The organism is Rhizobacter sp. P3_C12 (assembly GCF_056402735.1).
The window spans coordinates 1-16,768 of the sequence record NZ_JBFUGW010000007.1; the positions used below are offsets into that span (position 1 = coordinate 1).

The 16,768-nt window shown below is 69.0% G+C and carries 16 protein-coding genes and 1 pseudogene; 12 read left to right on the top strand and 5 right to left on the bottom strand.

Features of this window, described 5'->3' with window-relative positions:
• Positions 1-212 (bottom strand): annotated as a pseudogene (locus AC1DXV_RS02550) (hypothetical protein); the annotation flags it as partial.
• Positions 213-298: 86 nt separating this feature from the next.
• Here AC1DXV_RS02550 and AC1DXV_RS02555 point away from each other — a divergent pair.
• Genes AC1DXV_RS02555 through sixA form a run of 4 tightly spaced genes read left to right on the top strand, consistent with a single transcriptional unit; the run spans position 299 to position 4,798 of the window.
• Positions 299-1,171 carry a UDP-2,3-diacylglucosamine diphosphatase gene (locus AC1DXV_RS02555; protein WP_477932338.1) on the top strand — a complete coding sequence of 291 codons (873 nt, stop codon included), beginning with the start codon at positions 299-301 and terminating at the stop codon, positions 1,169-1,171.
• Positions 1,168-2,259 carry a glycosyltransferase family 4 protein gene (locus AC1DXV_RS02560; RefSeq protein WP_477866903.1) on the top strand — a complete coding sequence of 364 codons (1,092 nt, stop codon included), beginning with the start codon at positions 1,168-1,170 and terminating at the stop codon, positions 2,257-2,259. Before AC1DXV_RS02555 ends, AC1DXV_RS02560 begins: the two co-directional genes overlap by 4 nt.
• On the top strand, positions 2,256-4,331 hold the full coding sequence (gene ppk1, locus AC1DXV_RS02565) for a polyphosphate kinase 1 (RefSeq protein ID WP_477866905.1): 2,076 nt from the start codon (positions 2,256-2,258) through the stop codon (positions 4,329-4,331). The genes AC1DXV_RS02560 and ppk1 overlap by 4 nt, the downstream gene beginning before the upstream one ends.
• Before the next feature lie 5 nt (positions 4,332-4,336).
• Positions 4,337-4,798, top strand: a complete 462-nt coding sequence (gene sixA, locus AC1DXV_RS02570) for a phosphohistidine phosphatase SixA (RefSeq protein WP_477866907.1) — start codon at positions 4,337-4,339, stop codon at positions 4,796-4,798.
• 8 nt (positions 4,799-4,806) lie between these two features.
• On the opposite strand, the gene AC1DXV_RS02575 is transcribed toward sixA, so the two are convergent.
• Positions 4,807-5,049, bottom strand: a complete 243-nt coding sequence (locus AC1DXV_RS02575) for a hypothetical protein (protein WP_477932340.1) — start codon at positions 5,047-5,049, stop codon at positions 4,807-4,809.
• A 45-nt stretch (positions 5,050-5,094) separates the two neighbouring features.
• On the bottom strand, positions 5,095-5,583 hold the full coding sequence (locus AC1DXV_RS02580) for a type III secretion system chaperone (protein ID WP_477866910.1): 489 nt from the start codon (positions 5,581-5,583) through the stop codon (positions 5,095-5,097).
• 240 nt (positions 5,584-5,823) lie between these two features.
• Here AC1DXV_RS02580 and AC1DXV_RS02585 point away from each other — a divergent pair, with 240 nt between their 5' ends.
• From AC1DXV_RS02585 to AC1DXV_RS02600, 4 genes are read left to right on the top strand one after another with little or no spacing between them, the layout of a single operon-like run.
• Positions 5,824-6,834, top strand: coding sequence for a cytochrome-c peroxidase (locus AC1DXV_RS02585; protein WP_477932342.1), 1,011 nt, complete (start codon positions 5,824-5,826; stop codon positions 6,832-6,834).
• Positions 6,831-8,627, top strand: coding sequence for a DAHL domain-containing protein (locus AC1DXV_RS02590; protein ID WP_477932344.1), 1,797 nt, complete (start codon positions 6,831-6,833; stop codon positions 8,625-8,627). Before AC1DXV_RS02585 ends, AC1DXV_RS02590 begins: the two co-directional genes overlap by 4 nt.
• 32 nt (positions 8,628-8,659) lie before the next feature.
• Entirely contained in the window at positions 8,660-9,601 is a 942-nt protein-coding gene (locus tag AC1DXV_RS02595) for a response regulator (RefSeq protein ID WP_477868797.1), read from the top strand.
• Between the two features lie 31 nt (positions 9,602-9,632).
• Positions 9,633-10,421 (top strand): NUDIX hydrolase, encoded by a 789-nt coding sequence (locus AC1DXV_RS02600; RefSeq protein WP_477868799.1) that lies wholly within the window; start codon positions 9,633-9,635, stop codon positions 10,419-10,421.
• Here AC1DXV_RS02600 and AC1DXV_RS02605 read toward each other — a convergent pair.
• A complete protein-coding gene (locus AC1DXV_RS02605) occupies positions 10,418-12,085 on the bottom strand; it encodes a Na/Pi cotransporter family protein (RefSeq protein WP_477868801.1) in 1,668 nt (555 codons plus the stop codon). The two genes, AC1DXV_RS02600 and AC1DXV_RS02605, sit on opposite strands and share 4 nt — an antisense overlap.
• Before the next feature lie 72 nt (positions 12,086-12,157).
• On the opposite strand from AC1DXV_RS02605, the gene AC1DXV_RS02610 reads away from it, so the two are divergent.
• Positions 12,158-13,738, top strand: coding sequence for an ABC transporter substrate-binding protein (locus AC1DXV_RS02610; RefSeq protein WP_477932346.1), 1,581 nt, complete (start codon positions 12,158-12,160; stop codon positions 13,736-13,738).
• Between the two features lie 128 nt (positions 13,739-13,866).
• On the opposite strand, the gene AC1DXV_RS02615 is transcribed toward AC1DXV_RS02610, so the two are convergent.
• On the bottom strand, positions 13,867-14,682 hold the full coding sequence (locus tag AC1DXV_RS02615) for an IclR family transcriptional regulator (RefSeq protein WP_477840995.1): 816 nt from the start codon (positions 14,680-14,682) through the stop codon (positions 13,867-13,869).
• Positions 14,683-14,877: 195 nt separating this feature from the next.
• On the opposite strand from AC1DXV_RS02615, the gene AC1DXV_RS02620 reads away from it, so the two are divergent.
• The 3 genes from AC1DXV_RS02620 to AC1DXV_RS02630 all read left to right on the top strand — a co-directional run bounded on the left by AC1DXV_RS02620 (position 14,878) and on the right by AC1DXV_RS02630 (position 16,762).
• Complete coding sequence (locus tag AC1DXV_RS02620) at positions 14,878-15,234, top strand: hypothetical protein (protein ID WP_477870634.1); 357 nt, start codon at positions 14,878-14,880, stop codon at positions 15,232-15,234.
• A 62-nt stretch (positions 15,235-15,296) separates the two neighbouring features.
• Entirely contained in the window at positions 15,297-16,073 is a 777-nt protein-coding gene (locus AC1DXV_RS02625; protein WP_477870636.1) for an ABC transporter substrate-binding protein, read from the top strand.
• Complete coding sequence (locus AC1DXV_RS02630; RefSeq protein ID WP_477870638.1) at positions 16,073-16,762, top strand: ABC transporter permease; 690 nt, start codon at positions 16,073-16,075, stop codon at positions 16,760-16,762. The genes AC1DXV_RS02625 and AC1DXV_RS02630 overlap by 1 nt, the downstream gene beginning before the upstream one ends.
• The last annotated feature ends 6 nt before the right edge of the window (positions 16,763-16,768 follow it).

Below are 16,768 nucleotides of genomic sequence, written 5' to 3' on the forward strand. Positions count from 1 at the left end.
GCCCACGGCAGGCAGCCGTCGGCGCCGTGCCAGCCCAGCGCCTGGGCGTGCGCCTGTTCGGCCGGCGTGCTCAGCGAGTACTCGTCGCTGCCGAGCTTGTCGGCAGGTGCCATGCGGGGCAGCAGGCGCTGCAGGTGGGGGAGGGCCAGGCCGCGCTGGGCCGGCAGGCCAGCTTCCGAGAGCGTGCTGGCGTAGGGGATCAACAAGTGCATCGGGCGATTATCGGCGGCGCACGCGTCACCGCTCCGTCATGGCCTTGCCACCGCCGCGTCATGGCCGGCTGCGAAGCTGAGCGTCCATGCAACGAGACGCTTTTCTCCGTGCCTGGACCGTCCCGCAGGAACCTCCTCCCGGGCCGGAGGACGAGCCGACCGCGCACCGGCTGCGCTACCGCAGCGTGTGGATCTCGGACCTGCACCTGGGCACGCCCGGCTGCCGTGCCGATGCGCTGCTCGATTTCCTGCGCCACGTCGAGAGCGACACGCTGTTCCTGGTCGGCGACATCGTCGACGGCTGGCAGCTGCGGCGCAGCTGGTACTGGCCGCAGGCGCACAACGACGTGGTGCAGAAGCTGCTGCGCAAGGCGCGCAAGGGCACGCGCGTCGTCTTCATCCCCGGCAACCACGACGAGTTCGCGCGCCGCTACGTCGGCCATGAGTTCGGCGGCATCGAGGTGGCCGAGGAGTGGGTGCACGAGACCGCCGATGGCCGCAAGCTGTGGATCCTGCACGGCGACCTGTTCGACGGCGTGATCCAGTGCGCCAAGTGGCTGGCCCACGTCGGCGATACGCTCTACGAGTTCACGCTCAAGCTGAACCGCCACCTCAACTCGCTGCGCGCACGCATGGGTCTGCCGTACTGGAGCCTCTCGAAGTACCTGAAGCTGAAGGTCAAGCGCGCCGTCAGCTTCATCGGCGATTTCGAGAACGCGGTCGCCCGCGAGGCGCGCCGCCGCGGCGTGCAGGGCGTCGTCTGCGGGCACATCCACCATGCCGAGCTGCGCGACATCGACGGCATCACCTACGCGAACGACGGCGACTGGGTCGAGAGCCTGACCGCGCTGGTCGAGCATGCCGACGGGCGGCTCGAGATCATCGACTGGGCGCAGCAGCTGCGCGACCGCGAGCCGCAGGCGGCGCAGGCCACACCAGCCGTCGCGGAGGCCGCATGAGGATCCTGCTGGTCACCGATGCCTGGAAGCCGCAGGTCAACGGCGTCGTCACGACGCTGGTCGAGCTGCAGCAGGGCCTGGCGGCGTTGGGGCACGAGGTGCTGATGATCGAGCCCTCGGGCTTTCGCCGCTTCGCGTGCCCGGGCTACCGCGAGATCGAGCTCGCGTGGCGGCCGGGGCGCGAGGTGTCGCGCCGCATCGACGCCGCGCTGCATGGTGGCGAAAGTGGGGGCGGTGTCGATGCGATCCACATCGCCACCGAAGGGCCGCTGGGCGGCGCGGCGCGCAAGCACTGCATCAAGCGCGGCCTCGCCTTCACGACCGCCTTCCACACCCGCTTTCCCGAGATCCTGGCGCGCGCGCTGCACCTGCCCGAGCGCTGGGGCTATGCCTGGTTCCGCCGCTTCCACGCGAAGTCCGCCGGCATCATGGTGCCGACGGCCGGCATGTTCGACATCCTGCAGGGCTACGGCTTCAAGCCGCTGCGGCGCTGGTCGCACGGCGTCGACCTGGGCCTGTTCGAGCCGGTGCCGCAGGCCGACTTCGGCCTGCCGCGGCCGGTCTTCCTGCACGTGGGCCGGCTCAGCTACGAAAAGAACCTGGAGGCCTTCCTCGACCTCGACCTGCCGGGCTCGAAGGTGGTCTACGGCGTCGGCCCGCTGCAGGAGCGGCTGCAGCGTGAGTACCCGCAGGTGCACTGGCGCGGCGTCGTCACGCGCCCGGAGTTGGCGCGCATCTACAGCGCGGCCGACGTATTCGTGTTCCCCGGCCGCTCGGAGACCTTCGGGCTGGTGATGCTGGAGGCGCTGGCCTGCGGCACGCCGGTCGCCGCCTACCCGGTGGCCGGACCGCTCGACGTGGTGGGGCCGCAGGGCGATGGGCGCGATGGCGGCGTGTTGCACGACGATCTGCGCACCGCGGCATTGAAGGCGCTGGAAATCCCGCGCGATCGCGCCCGCGAGCGCGCGCTGCAATTCGGCTGGGAGCCGGTGTGCCGCGAGTTCCTCGATCACCTGGTGCCGGCCCGGCCCAGCGCTGACATGGGTGTCACGAAACCGACGCAAAACCTTCATAAACTCGTCGGATGACCCCGTCGACCGTTGCTTCGCCGGCACCGCTGATGCCAGCGCTGCTGAACCGTGAAAGCGCCATCCTCGAGTTCAACCGCCGCGTGCTGGCCCAGGCCCGGCGCGAGGATGTTCCGCTGCTCGAGCGCTTGCGCTACATCTGCATCGTGTCGTCCAACATGGACGAGTTCTTCGAGGTGCGCTTCGCCGACTACATCGAGGCGGTGCGCCAGCCCGGCGCCGGCGTCTCGGCGCGCGACCTGGCGACGGTGGCCGCCGAGGCCCACCTGCTGATCGACGACCAGTACCGCTGCTTCAACGACGAGGTGATGCCGGCGCTGAAGCAGCAGGGCATCCAGATCCTGAACCACAGCGACCGCAACGAGGCGCAGCGGCGCTGGGTCGACACCTTCTTCCAGCGCCAGGTGCGGCCGCTGCTGGTGCCGGTGGGGCTCGATCCGTCGCACCCGTTCCCGCAGGTCGCCAACAAATCGCTGAACTTCATCGTGCGGCTGGGCGGCAAGGATGCGTTCGGGCGCGAGAACACGATCGCGATCGTCAAGGTGCCGCGCGTGCTGCCGCGCGTGATCCGGCTGCCCGATGACATCGCCGGCAAAGGCCAGGCCTTCGTGCTGCTGACCAGCGTGATCCGCGCGCACCTGGCCGAGCTGTTCCCCGGCCGCGAGGTCGAGGCGTTCTCGCAGTTCCGGCTGACGCGCGATTCCGACCTCGCGGTCGACGAGGACGATGTCGCCAACCTGCGCCAGGCGCTGCGCTCGGGCCTCACGACGCGCCATTTCGGCCAGGCGGTGCGGCTGGAGGTGGTGAACACCTGCCCGCCGGAGCTGTCGGAATTCCTGCTGATGCAGTTCGCGTTGCCGCAGGCGGCGCTGTACCACGTGAACGGACCGGTGAACCTGGTGCGGCTGAATGCGCTGATCGACGGCGCCGATGCGCCGGCGCTGCGCTTCCCGCCGCATGACGCGCCGTGGCCGGCGGGGTTGTCGCGCGACGAATCGATCCTCGAGCGGCTGCGCCGCGGCGACGTGCTGATGCACCACCCGTTCGAATCGTTCGAGCCGGTGGTGCAGTTCCTGCGCGAGGCGGTCGAAGACCCCGACGTGCTCGCGATCAAGCAGACGATCTACCGCACCGGCAGCGAATCGCCGCTGATGGATCTGCTGATCGACGCGGCGCGGCGCGGCAAGGAGGTGATGGCCGTCGTCGAGCTGAAGGCGCGCTTCGACGAAGAGGCGAACATCAACTGGGCCGAGCGGCTGGAGGCCGTGGGCGCACAGGTGGTGTACGGCATCGTCGGCCTGAAGACGCATGCCAAGCTGCTGCTCGTGACGCGCCGCGAGGACGGCCGGCTGCGCCGCTACGGCCACCTGTCGACCGGCAACTACAACCCGAAGACCGCGCGGCTGTACACCGATGTCGGCTGCCTGACGGCCGACGCGGAGATGACGGCTGACATCGACGCGGTGTTCCAGCAGCTCGCGAGCCTGGGCAAGATGCGCCCGCTGCGCCAGCTGCTGCAGGCGCCGTTCACGCTGCACAAGCAGATGCTCGCGCACATCCACCAGGTGGCCGATGCGGCACGGCAGGGCAAGCCCGCGCGCATCGTCGTGAAGATCAATGCGCTGACCGACGTGCCGCTGATCGAGGCGCTGGTGGCGGCCGGCCAGGCCGGTGCCGACATCGACCTGATCGTGCGCGGCGCCTGCATGCTGCCGCCGGGCATCGCGGGCCGGACCGACCGCATCCGCGTGCGCTCGGTGGTGGGCCGGCTGCTGGAGCATTCGCGCGTGCTGTACTTCCGCTGGGGCGCGGGCGAGGCGGACGAGGCCTTGTTCATGTCGAGTGCCGACTGGATGGGGCGCAACATGTTCCGCCGCATCGAGGTGGCCTGGCCGGTGCGCGATGCGGCGATGCGGCAGCGCGTCATCGACGAATGCCTGGTGCCCTACCTGCACGACGGCAAGGACGCCTGGAGCCTGCAGTCGGACGGCAGCTACCGGCGGATCGGCACCGATGGCCCGAGCGCACAGCAGGCGCTGATGACATTGAGGGTGGCGAAGCAAGCGGGGTGATAGCCATGGACCTGATCCTGTGGCGCCATGCAGAGGCGCATGTGTTGCGCGATGGCCAGGACGACCTGGAGCGCACGTTGACACCGAAGGGCGAGCGCCAGGCGCAGCGCATGGCCGAGTGGCTGAACCACCGGCTGGCGCATTCGACGCGCATCCTGGTGAGCCCGGCGGTGCGCACGCAGCAGACCGCGAAGGCGCTCGACAAGTCGTTCAAGACACTGGCGGCGCTCGCGCCCGATGCGGCGGCCGATGCCGTGCTGAAGGCCGTGCGCTGGCCCGACGCGACCGAGCCGGTTCTGGTGATCGGTCACCAGCCGACGCTGGGGCAGGTGGCGGCGCTGCTGCTGAGCGGGCAAGCGCAGGAGTGGTCGATCAAGAAGGGCGCGGTGTGGTGGCTGCGCCGGCGCGACCGCGACGGTGTCGTCGACACCGTGCTGCAGGCGGTGCAGGCGCCGGATTGCCTGTAGCGCAGCGGTCAGCGGGGGAGGCTGACTTCGGCGAGCCCATTCATCACGTGGTCGATCAGGTTGTCGAGGCGGGGGCACATCGTTGGCTGCGTGCGGTTGCTCAGGTGCTTCACCTGATCCTTCACCGCCAGCGTGGGTTGCCTCGCTTCCTGGGTCAGGCGGTGGCCCTCGAACTCGACCTCGAGCGAGGGGGGCGGTGCATGCGATGCGGTCGATACGCTGCCGGTGACTGCACGGTTGATGACGGACATGTTCCGCTCCTTCGACTTCCGGTTGAAAGACTCTGCTGATCGGCCTCAAACCATCAGCTGCAGCGCCAGTTCCCGCGCATCCATCGGCGGGAATTCGCTGACCTCGATCACTTCGGCGTTCTCGACATCCGGGCCGGACGCGATCATCTGGCCGAGCGTCGACAGGTTGTCGAGGAACAGCTTGAGCCAGTTGGCGAACTTCACGTCGTCGAGCTGTTCGACCGGTGCGCTCGCCAGCTGAAGCACGCTGCCGGTGGATTCATGCCAGTGCAGTGCCGACGTGAAGCCTTCGGCATCGGTGCGGTCGGCGCTGGCCTGCCAGCGGTCTTCGTCGAAGACCTGCTCCGGGCCGAAAGGCATCGTGCCGGCTTCGGCGAACAGGTGGATGCGGGATTCGACCGGCTCGTGCAGCAGGCTCACGACGTACTTGCCGTCTGCCACCAACTGCAAGTGGCCTTCACTGTCGAACTCGAAATGCACGCCACCGACCCGGCGGGAGAAGCCGTCCATCAAGTTCTTCAGGGTGTTGCTCATGGATCGAGAAGCCCGGACGGGCCGAGAGATTCCGTGCGAACTGAGTGACCGCGACGTGCGGCGGGTTCCATCGATCGAAAGGACATTCGTACCCGGGGGACGCACCCCCGGTGCGGTTGGCATTTGTTGACCTTTTGGGTCGGTGACCTGTGCGGCAATGCCTTACGTCACGTGACAACCTGAGCCGATAGTCCACGGGTGCAGTGACGCATCACGCACACAACGACAGATGAGGTGCTCATGCCCTGGTTGGATGCTGRAAAAATTGCTGCTGCCGTTCTCGCTGCCACGCTGGGCGGCTTCGCTGCAGGACAGGCGTGGGCGCAGGTCGACGAGCCGATCCGGCCGATCCCGCTCGATGTGCGGCTCGATGCGCGCAAGGTGGCGCTCGGCGACCGGCTGTTCCACGACAAGCGCCTGTCCGGCGACGACACCATCGCCTGTGCCAGCTGCCATTCGCTCGATCGCGGCGGTGTCGATGGCCGCGTCAGCGCGGTCGGCATCGGCGGTGCGGTCGGTCCGATCAACGTGCCCACGGTGCTGAACAGCGGCTACAACTTCCGCCAGTTCTGGGACGGCCGCGCCGGCTCGCTGGAAGAGCAGGCGGCCGGCCCGGTGCACAACCCGAAGGAGATGGGCAGCAACTGGCCGCAGGTCATCGAGAAGCTCGGGCGCGACAAGGCGCTCGTCGCGGCCTTCGACGAGTCGTACCGCGACGGGCTGCAGCCGCGCAACATCCAGGACGCGATCGCGGTGTTCGAGCGATCGCTGACAACCCCGAACGCGCGCTTCGACAAGTACCTGCGCGGCGACAAGACGGCGCTGCGCAGCGACGAGCTGCAGGGATACCAGCTGTTCAAGAGCTACGGCTGCRTCGCCTGCCACCAGGGCGTGAACGTCGGCGGCAACATGTTCCAGGTGTTCGGCGTGATGGGCGACTACTTCGCCGGCCGCGGGCAGCCGACCGCCGCCGACATGGGGCGCTACAACGTCACGCACAACGAGGCGGACCGCCACATGTTCAAGGTGCCCAGCCTGCGCAACGTGGCGCTGACGGCGCCGTACTTCCACGACGGCTCGGCCCGCACGCTCGACGACGCGGTGGACACGATGTTCCGCTACCAGCTCGGCCGGCCGGCCTCGCAGCAGGACAAGGCGTTGATCGTGAAGTTCCTGCACACGCTCACCGGCGAGCTTCGCGGCCGCTCGCTCGAGCCCCGCCTCCAACCCWGAACGAGCGCCCTCCCATGATCACGATCAACAAGCGAACCTGGGTGAACCTGCTCGTCGGCGGCGTGCTGGCGGTGGTGTTGGCGCTGCTGGTGAACAAGACCTCGGACGTGAACCACGTCGAGTACGGCGAGATCGGCACCCTGCTGCGCCAGCTCAAGCAGATCGACGCCGAATGGAACGTCGACGTGCTGCGCTCGAAGACGGGGCTGAATGCGAGCTACGACCCGGTGGCGAGCCCGCTGCCGGTGATCGAGTCGCTCGACGACCTGCTGCGCAGCAAGACCGACCGGTTCTGGAGCGGTCGCGGCGACAGTGCCGAACGCATCCTGCCGCTGCTCGACACCTACCGGCAGCTGATGAGCTCGAAGGTGGAGCTGATCGACCGCTTCAAGTCGCAGCATTCGATCCTGCGCAACTCCACCCGCTACCTGCCGTCGGCGGCCGCCGAAGTGCTGCTCGCCGGGCCGGCGGGGGCCCGCGACGGGCTGGCGGCGGCGGTCGACCGCGTGCTGGTCGACACGCTCGTCTATGTCAACACGCCGGAGGTCGTCCATGTCGAGCGGGTCGACGCCAGCATTGCCCGCCTGCGCGAGCTTGCCAGGTCGCTGCCGGCCGAAGCGGCCCAGCGCGTGGCGGGCTTCTCGGCCCATGCCGAGACCGTGCTGCGCCAGCAGCAGGTGGGGGACAAGATCCTGAAGCAGCTCGCCGTGCTGCCGACCGCGCGCGCACTCGACGAGCTGGCCGACATGCATGCCCTGGAGCACGAGAAGCTGCTGGTCTCGCAGCAGACCTGGCGCTGGGTGCTGGTGGCGTACTCGGCGGTGCTGCTGGTCGCGCTGGGCTGGCTCGCGTGGCGGCTGATCGCCAGCTACCGGATGCTCGCCCGCGTGAACCAGGCGCTGACGCGCAGCCATGCCGAGCTGAAGGAATCGCAGGTGCACCTGGTGCAATCCGAGAAGATGTCCGCCCTCGGGCAGATGGTGGCGGGCATCGCGCACGAGATCAACACGCCGCTCGCCTACGTGAAGGGCACGTTCGAGGTGCTGCGCGAGCAGGTCGCGCCGGTGGCCCAGCTCGCGGCCAACAGCGTGCAGTTCGCGCAGATGCTGCACCTGCCGAACGAGCAGCGCGACCGCGCCCGGCTGCAGACGCTGGCCCACGAGTTCGACAAGTCCACGAAGGAGGTCGCCGGCAGCCACGTGATGGACGAGATGGGCCAGCTGCTGGCCGACGGCATCCACGGCATCGAGCAGATCTCCGAGATCGTCACCAACCTGAAGAACTTCAGCCGGCTCGACCGCGCGAAGGTCAGCGAGTTCGCGGTGCATGAAGGCCTGGAGAGCACGCTGCTGCTGGCGCGCAACCTGCTGAAGAACACCGTCGAGATCCGCCGCGAGCTGGCCTTCGACCTGCCGAAGATCCAGTGTTCGCCGTCGCAGATCAACCAGGTGTTCCTGAACATCATCACGAACGCGGTGCACGCGATGCCCGTGGATCGCCCGGAACCCGGCGTGATCACGCTGCGCACCGCGCGCGAGGGCGACGACATGGTGCGCATCGAGATCCAGGACAACGGCAGCGGCATCCCGGCGAACGTGCTGCCGAAGATCTTCGACCCGTTCTACACGACCAAGCCGATCGGCAAGGGCACCGGCATGGGCCTGTCGATCTCGTTCAAGATCGTCCAGGAGCACGGCGGCAAGATCCTCGTCGACACCGAGCCCGGTGTCGGCACCGTGTTCTCGATCCTGCTGCCGCTGCGCCCGCGTGAACCCGGCAAGTCCGGCGAACCGCTGCCGCTGGCGGCCTGACCCCACCCATCCCACCCGACGGAGCCCGCCACGTGACAGCCCCGCAGAAAGCCCGCATCCTGTTCGTCGACGACGAGGAACGCATCATCAACCTGCTGCGGGTGATGTTCCGCAGCACCTACGAGGTCTTCACGGCATCGGGCGGCGCGCAGGCGCTGGAGATCCTGAATCGTGAACGCATCGACGTGATCGTCAGCGACCAGCGCATGCCCGGCATGACGGGCGTGCAGCTGCTCGCCAAGGTGGGCCAGGCGTGGCCGGGCACGGTGCGCGTGCTGTTGACCGGCTATGCCGACCAGTCGGCCATCCTCGGCTCGGTCAACGAGGGCCAGATCTTTCGCTATGTCGCCAAGCCCTGGGACCAGGACGCGTTCCGCGTGACCCTCGCCGAGGCGGCCGAGATCGGCCAGATGCAGTCGCGGCCGGCCCCGATCGTCACGCCGCCGGGCTCGGCGGCGCGCGCCGCGTCGCGGCCCGTTGCGGGCGTGCTGCTGCTCGACGACAACGAAGCCGACGGCGCGCTGATCCGCGAGGCGCTGGGCACCCAGTTCGCGGTGCACTGTGCCGACACCGTCGCTGGCGCGCTGCAATTGCTGGCGCGCCACCACATCGGCGTGATGGTGTGCGAATCGCGCGTCGGCGGCACCGACACCGGCCAGCTGCTGCATACGCTGAAGACCCACTTCCCGGCGCTGATCACCGTGATGCTGACGCACCACACCGATGCGGACGAGGTCGTGCGCCTGATCAACCAGGCCCGCATCTTCCGCTTTGCCAGCAAGCCGATCCGGCCGGCGGCGCTGAGCCTGGCGGTGACGGCGGCGATGAAGGAGCACCATCGCTGCCTGGACGACGCACGCCATGTCGCACTGCACCGCACGATGCGCCTGCCCGGGCTCGACACGCCGATGGCCAGCGGCATCCTGCAGGGGCTGAAGGCGATCACCGCGCGCTGGCGGCTGTTCTCGGCCTGAGGCGCCGGGAGCCGATACCATCACGGCCACGATGGATGACATTCCCGACTGGCTGCACCACCTGAACACCCTGGCCGACCAGCCCCCGCTGCTGCTGCGCGAGCGGCTGTGGCTGCAGGCCACCGATGCGGTGATCGGCTCGATCGAGCCGCTGCTCGCCCGCCACATGGTCGAAGCCGACCTGCCGATGCGCCCGCGCGCCGGCGGCTGGCAGGTCGAAGGCCCGCCCGACGCGGCGCTGGCAGTGATTGCCCACTGGCTGCACGAGCATCAGCTGGCCGGTGCCTGGCGCAACGAGCTGCTGGTGGTGGCGAACGAACACGGCGAGCGGCAGGCGCTGATCGAGCGCGCCGCGGTGCGCCCGCTGGGCATTGCCACCGTCGCGGTGCACCTGGTGGGCCACACCGGCGATGGCCGCGTCTGGGTGCAGCAGCGCGCGTTCGACAAGGCGACCGACCCCGGCCAGTGGGACACGCTGTCGGGCGGGATGCTGTCGGCGAGCGAGACCGTCGCGTCCGCCCTGCACCGCGAGACCTGGGAGGAAGCCGGGCTGGAGGTGGCGACGATGCGCAACGTGCGCGCGCTCGGCCACCAGCTGGTGCGCCGCCCGGTCGACGTGCACGGCTACATGGTCGAGCGCATCGAGATGTTCGAGGGCGAGCTGCTGCCGGACCTGGACCCCGACAACCAGGACGGCGAGGTCGAGGGGTTCGACTGCGTGCCGGCCGAGCAGCTGCTGGAGAGCGTGAAGGCCGGCGTGTTCACGCTCGAGGCCGCCCTGGTGCATGCGCACTGGCTGCGCCGGCACCAGTATTTCTAGGATTCGTCCGAAGACAGCGCTGACAGCTGCGAATGCCGGATGCGCGTCTGCGACAGCGCGCCGGCCGATTCGAGGATCGGGTAGGCGATCGAGCAGATGTGCGAGTTGATGCGCTTCAGGTCGCTGATCAGGTCGATGTGCAGCGAACTGGTCTCGATGCTCTGCGCCGTGTTCTCCTGCAGCCGCGCGATGTGGCTGGCGGCGTATTCATGCTCCAGGTCGCGGAAACGCGCCTTCTCTTCGAGCAGCCGCTTCGCGTCGCGCACGTGGCCGTCGAGGAAGACGCTCATGCCCAGCCGCAGGTTGGCCATCAGCCGCTCGTGCAGGTGCACGATCTCGGCCATGCCGGCGTCGGAGAAGCTGCGGTTCTTGCGCACCTTCTTGTCCTCGATGTCCTGCAGCACGCGCTCGATGATGTCGCCGATCTGCTCCATGTTGATCGTGAACGAGACGATGTCGGTCCAGCGCCGGCTCTCGCGCTCGGACAGCGCCGCCCGCGAGATCTGCGTCAGGTAGAACTTGATCGCCGAGTACAGCTCGTCGACCACGTCGTCCATCTTGCGCAGCTGCTCGGCGAGCGCCAGGTCGTTGTAGCGGATCACCGGCAGGATGCCGCGCAGCATCGTCTCGACCACGTCGGCCTGGTGCAGCGCCTCGCGCGCCGCGCAGGCGATCGCCACCGACGGCGAGCTCAGCGCCAGCGGGTCGAGGTGGCGCGGCCGGTCGGTGCCGAGCGCGCGCGGCTGCGGCAGGTAGCGATCGAGCAGGCGCCCGACCAGCGGCGTGAACGGGATGAAGAGCACCGAGCGCGCGACGTTGAACGCGAGGTGGAAGACCACCACCTGCTGCAGCACGGTGGGCACGTAGTCCTGCAGCAGGATGTGGGCCTGCGGCAGCAGCGGCACCATCGCGAGGCAGCCGGCCAGCTTGAACAGGAAGTTGCCGAACGGCATGCGGCGCGACTGCACCGAGCCGCGCGCGGTGGCCAGCAGCGGCAGCGCGCCGGTGCCGAGGTTGGCGCCCAGCACCAGCCCGAGCGCCACCGGTGTCGGCAGCAAGCCGGCGTTGGCGAGCATCGCGACCAGCAGCACGGTGGCGAGGCTGGAGTACGAGACGACGGCCAGCAGCGCGCCGATGGTGATCTCGAGCATCACGTCGTTGGGCAGGCTGACCAGCATCGCGCGCACCGCGGGCGAGCGCGTCAGCGGCTCGGTGGCGGCGACGATCAACTGCAGCGCGAGCGTGATCAGCCCGAGCCCGATCACGACGCGGCCGACCCGGCCGATGCTGCGATCTTCCTGCGAGAGAAACATCACGACGCCGGCGAAGATCAGCAGCGGCGAGATCCACGACAGGTCGAACGACAGCAGCACCGACATCAGCGCGGTGCCGATGTCGGCGCCCAGCATCACGGCCAGCGCGGCGCCGGTGTCCATCAGGCCCTTGCCGACGAACGAGGTGACGATCAGGCTGGTGGCGGTGCTCGACTGCACCAGCGCGGTGACGCCGATGCCGGCCAGCAGCGCGCCGAGGCGGTTGCGCACGCTGCGAGAAATCACGGCCCGCAGGTTCTCGCCGAACACCCGCAGCATGCCGACCCGCACGATGTGCGTGCCCCAGACGAGCAGAGAGATGGCGGCGAGCAGGTTCAGCAGGTGTTGCATGTTCTGCAGTTGTAACCCAGATTCGGGCCTGTCTTTGCGATCATCCAGGCATCCAACTGCGGGGGAAGGCTCATGGGGCGGAACATGTGGCGCTGGCGCACGGCGCTCGTCGGTGCGTGGATGGCCTGCGCCGCGGTGGCGGCGTCGGGGGCCAGCCTGCGGGTGGCCAGCGGTTTCGATCCGCAGACGATGGACCCGCATGCGCTCGCGCTGCTGTACCACTCGCGGGTCATCACGCAGGTGTACGAGTCGCTGGTCGGGCGCGACGAGCAGTTCCGGCTCGAGCCGGCGCTCGCGCTGTCATGGCAGGCGCTGAACGACCGCACCTGGCGCTTCCGGCTGCGGCCCGGCGTGGTCTTCCACGACGGCACGCCGATGAGCGCCGACGACGTGATCTTCTCGATCGACCGGGCGCGCCAGCCGCCGTCGCAGCGCGCCTTCCAGCTTGGGGCCGTGGCCGAGGTCCGCAAGGTCGACGCGCTGGCGGTCGATTTCGTGTTGAGTTCGCCCGACGCGGTGTTTCCCGAGAAGCTGCCGTTCATCGGCATCATGAGCAAGGCCTGGGCCAGCAGGCACGGCATCGAGCGCGCGCAGGACTTCAACGGCAAGCAGGAGACCTTCGCGGTGCGCAATGCCAACGGCACCGGGCCGTTCCGGCTCGATCGCTACGAGCCGGACGTGCGCGTGGTGCTGAAGGCGAACGGGGAGTGGTGGGGCCGCGGCGACAAGCGCAACGGCAACCTCGACGAGGTGACGTTCCTGCCGATCCGCCAGGAGGCGACGCGGCTCGCGGCGCTGAGCTCCGGCGAGGTCGACCTGGTGCTGGACCCGCCGTTCCAGGACGTGGCGCGCCTGAAGACCGACCCGGGCCTGACGGTGCTGCAGGTGGCCGACCTGGGCCAGCAATACCTCGCATTCGACCAGTCGCGCGAGCAGCTGCTCGATGCCGACGTGAAGGGCCGCAACCCGTTCAAGGACCGGCGGGTGCGCCAGGCGGTCTACCAGGCGGTCAACGTCGACCTGATCGTCGGCAAGGTGCTGCGCGGGCAGGGCACGCCGACCGGGGCCTTCCTGTCGCCGATGGTCGATGGCTCGCTGGGCGAGTTGGACAAGCGCCTGCCGTACGACCCCGCTGCCGCGAAGAAGCTGCTCGCGCAGGCCGGCTACCCGGACGGCTTCGCGGTGACGCTCGACTGCGTGAACATCGCCTGGCGCGAGAACGTCTGCCAGGCCGCCACCGCGATGCTGGCGCAGGTGGGCATCCGCACGACGCTGCGCTCGTCGGGGACCAACCAGTTCTTCCCGAAGCTGAGCCAGGCCACCGGCAGCTTCGTCGAGTTCGGCTGGACGCCGACCACCGATGCCTGGGCCACGCTGAACGCGCTGTTCCACAGCCACGGCAAGGGCGGGGCGGGCACCTTCAACGTCGGCCGCTACAGCAACCCGGCGCTGGACACGCTGATCGACAGCATCCGCGTCGAGCCCGACCTGATGCGCCGGCGCGCGATGGTCGGCGTCGCGCTGCGCCTGATCGCCGAAGACCTGCCCTACGTGCCGCTGTACCGGCGCACGCTGAGCTGGGCGATGCAGAAGAAGGTGAAGGCGGTGCAGTGGCCCGACGACATCCTCGCGTTGCGCTGGGTGCGGATGTAGTTCGGGTTGTTGGCGCGGAAGGCGGGTGCGGGGAGGTGACAAGCGAACAAGTGGGRRTTGAKCCCGGGTTGTCACCCGGGGCGCCATGCGTGTTCCTGCGCATCGCTCGCGCAGAACTACGCCAGCCTCTATGTCTTCATCTGCAACAACCGTGAGATCGTGTCCGCCGCCTCCAGCAGCTTCGGCAGGAACACCTCCAGCATGTGCCCCGGCGGCGTGCGGTTCACCTGCCCGCTGATGTTCAGCGCGGCGATCGCGCGGCCGGAGCGGTCGCGGATCGGCGCCGACATCGACACCAGTCCTTCCTCCAGCTCCTGGCTGACGAGGCTCCAGCCCTGGCGCCGMACCTGCGCGATCAGGCCCTTCAGGCGCTGCGGGTCGGTCTCGGTGTGCGGCGTGCGGGCGGTGAGGGTCATCGCGTCGATGCGCTGGTCGAGCTCGTCCGGTGCCAGCCCGGCCAGCAGCGTGCGGCCCATCGAGGTGCAGTAAGCCGGCAGCCGGCTGCCGATGCCCAGGTTGATGCTCATGATCTTGTGCGTCGGCACCCGCAGCACGTAGACGATGTCGCCACCCTCGAGCACCGCCGCCGAGCTCGATTCCTTCACCTGTTCGACCAGCGCCTCCATCACCGGCTCGGCCAGGTTCCACAGCGGCAGCGACGACAGGTAGGCGAAGCCGAGGTCGAGGATCTTCGGCGTGAGCCGGAACTGCCGGCCCTGGCTCTCCACATAGCCCAGGCCTTCCAGCGTCAGCAGGATGCGGCGTGCACCGGCGCGCGTCAGGCCGGTGCGCTGCGCGACCTCGCTGAGCGTCTGCTGCGGCGCCTTCGCGCTGAAGGACCGGATGACGCTCAGGCCGCGTGCGAACGACTGCACGTAGGTGTCGCCGGGGCGGGGTTTGTCGGACGCGGGGGCAGGGGAGGTGTCGTCGTCGGGCGAGGTCATCGGCGCAGTCTAGCGCCGGGTTTTGCGCGATCTCGTCGATCGTTTTGATGAGATCGATTGCGACGGCAGATGTCATGCGCATCGCGCGGTGTGGCATCAGGGTTTCACCGGGTAAAGCCGGGGTGGGGCAGGGAACGGCGATGGCCGGCGGGTGACCCAACCCGCACACCTCCACTCCCTGCGAAAGGATGTCCCATGAGATCCCTGATGATCCTCGTTTCCTCCCTGGCCGCGCTCGCCACGCAGGGCGCCGCCTGGGCCGCCGTGCCCTCCGGTCCGGCCGACCCGGACGCCGCCTACGTCGAACGCATGCACCTGATCGGCCGCACCCCCGAGCCCGGCGAACAGGCCGCGCCGTTGCCGCCCGAGACTCCGGCGCAGAACGCCGCCGAGCGCCAGAAGGAGTACCTGGAGCGCATGGCGCTGATCGGCCGCACCCCGGAAGCCGCCGAGGTGGCGGCCGCCGCGGCGCCTGGCCACGAACTGACGGCCACGCCGCCGAGCTTCGAGGAACGGATGAAGCTGATCGGTCTCACCCCCTACTCGCAGTGATGCCGGGGCGCGGTATGGTTCGGGACTTGCAATGCGGTCCCGAACCCCTGCCGGAGCCCCCGATGAAACGATTCCTCCCCGTGATGCTGCTGCTCGCCGCGCTGTTCGCCCTGCCGGGTGCGCAGGCGGCCGACCTGTCGAAGCTGCGCGTCGGCGTCGAAGGCGCCTACCCGCCGTTCAGCACCGTCGGCCCCGACGGCAAGCTGCAGGGCTTCGACATCGACATCGCGAACGCGCTGTGCACCGAGATGAAGTCCCGCTGCACGCTGGTGCAGCAGGAGTTCGACGGCCTGATCCCGTCGCTGCAGTCGCGCAAGGTCGACATGGTGGTCGCCTCGATGTCGATCACGCCCGAACGGCTGAAGGTGGTCGGATTCACCGACAAGTACTACAACAGCGCGAACAAGCTGATCGCGAAGACCGGCTCGCCGATCGACGGCACGCCGGCGCGCTTCAAGGGCACGCGCATCGGTGTGCAGCGCACCACCATCAACGACCGCTACGTGAGCGCCAAGTTCACCGAGGCGACCATCGTGCGCTACGCGAGCCAGGACGAGGTCTACCTGGATCTCGCGGCCGGTCGAATCGATGCGACGATGGTCGACGGCATCGCCGGCGACATCGGCTTCCTGAAGACGCCGGCCGGCAAGGGCTTCGGCTTCGTCGGGCCGGACTACCGGGATCCGGAGTATTTCGGCAGCGGCGCCGGCATCGCGCTGCGCCAGGGCGACACCGAACTGCGTGACCGGCTGAACGCCGCGATCAAGGCGATCCGCGCGAACGGCACCTACCAGAAGCTCGCGGCGAAGTACTTCAACTACGACATCTTCGGCCAGTGATGCTGCACGGCTACCTGCCGAGCCTGCTGGAGGGGCTGCGCCTGACGCTGGGCGTGGCCGTCGCGTCGCTGGCCGTCGCGGTGCTGCTGGGCCTGGCGGGTGCGGCGGCGAAGCTGTCGGGCTCGGCGTTCTGGCGGCGCGGCGCGACCGTCTACACGACGCTGATCCGCGGCGTGCCCGACCTGGTGCTGATGTTGCTGGTCTTCTACGGCGGCCAGCTCGCGGTGAACGAGATCGCACCGCACCTGGGCATCGACGAGTACGTCGACATCGACCCGTTCGTGGCCGGCGTCGCGACGCTCGGCTTCATCTTCGGCGCCTACCTGACCGAGACCTTCCGCGGCGCGATCCTCGCGATCCCGCACGGCCAGGCCGAGGCGGGGCTGGCCTTCGGCATGACGCCGCTGCTGGTGTTCCGGCGCATCGTGCTGCCGCAGATGCTGCGGCTCGCCTTGCCCGGCTTCGCGAACAACTGGCTGGTGCTGGTGAAGTCGACCGCGCTGGTGTCGGTGATCGGGCTGACCGACATGATGCAGAAGGCCGGGCAGGCCGCCGGCGCCACGCGCGAGCCGTTCACCTTCTACCTGGCCGCGGCCGCCGGCTACCTGCTGATCACGACGGCCTCGGTGCTCGCGCTGCGCGCGCTCGAGAAGCGCTGGTCGCCGGGCGTGCCGGCCGTCTCGTTGTGAAGGCCG

Bases quoted from the DNA above. Each gene is read 5' to 3' on its own strand.
- AC1DXV_RS02605 (WP_477868801.1), bottom strand. From the start codon at position 12,085: ATGCAACACCTGCTGAACCTGCTCGCCGCCATCTCTCTGCTCGTCTGG.
- sixA (WP_477866907.1), top strand. From the start codon at position 4,337: ATGGACCTGATCCTGTGGCGCCATGCAGAGGCGCATGTGTTGCGCGAT.
- AC1DXV_RS02560 (WP_477866903.1), top strand. From the start codon at position 1,168: ATGAGGATCCTGCTGGTCACCGATGCCTGGAAGCCGCAGGTCAACGGC.
- AC1DXV_RS02630 (WP_477870638.1), top strand. From the start codon at position 16,073: ATGCTGCACGGCTACCTGCCGAGCCTGCTGGAGGGGCTGCGCCTGACG.
- AC1DXV_RS02555 (WP_477932338.1), top strand. From the start codon at position 299: ATGCAACGAGACGCTTTTCTCCGTGCCTGGACCGTCCCGCAGGAACCT.
- AC1DXV_RS02620 (WP_477870634.1), top strand. From the start codon at position 14,878: ATGAGATCCCTGATGATCCTCGTTTCCTCCCTGGCCGCGCTCGCCACG.
- AC1DXV_RS02575 (WP_477932340.1), bottom strand. From the start codon at position 5,049: ATGTCCGTCATCAACCGTGCAGTCACCGGCAGCGTATCGACCGCATCG.
- AC1DXV_RS02600 (WP_477868799.1), top strand. From the start codon at position 9,633: ATGGATGACATTCCCGACTGGCTGCACCACCTGAACACCCTGGCCGAC.
- AC1DXV_RS02610 (WP_477932346.1), top strand. From the start codon at position 12,158: ATGGGGCGGAACATGTGGCGCTGGCGCACGGCGCTCGTCGGTGCGTGG.
- AC1DXV_RS02590 (WP_477932344.1), top strand. From the start codon at position 6,831: ATGATCACGATCAACAAGCGAACCTGGGTGAACCTGCTCGTCGGCGGC.
- AC1DXV_RS02580 (WP_477866910.1), bottom strand. From the start codon at position 5,583: ATGAGCAACACCCTGAAGAACTTGATGGACGGCTTCTCCCGCCGGGTC.
- ppk1 (WP_477866905.1), top strand. From the start codon at position 2,256: ATGACCCCGTCGACCGTTGCTTCGCCGGCACCGCTGATGCCAGCGCTG.
- AC1DXV_RS02625 (WP_477870636.1), top strand. From the start codon at position 15,297: ATGAAACGATTCCTCCCCGTGATGCTGCTGCTCGCCGCGCTGTTCGCC.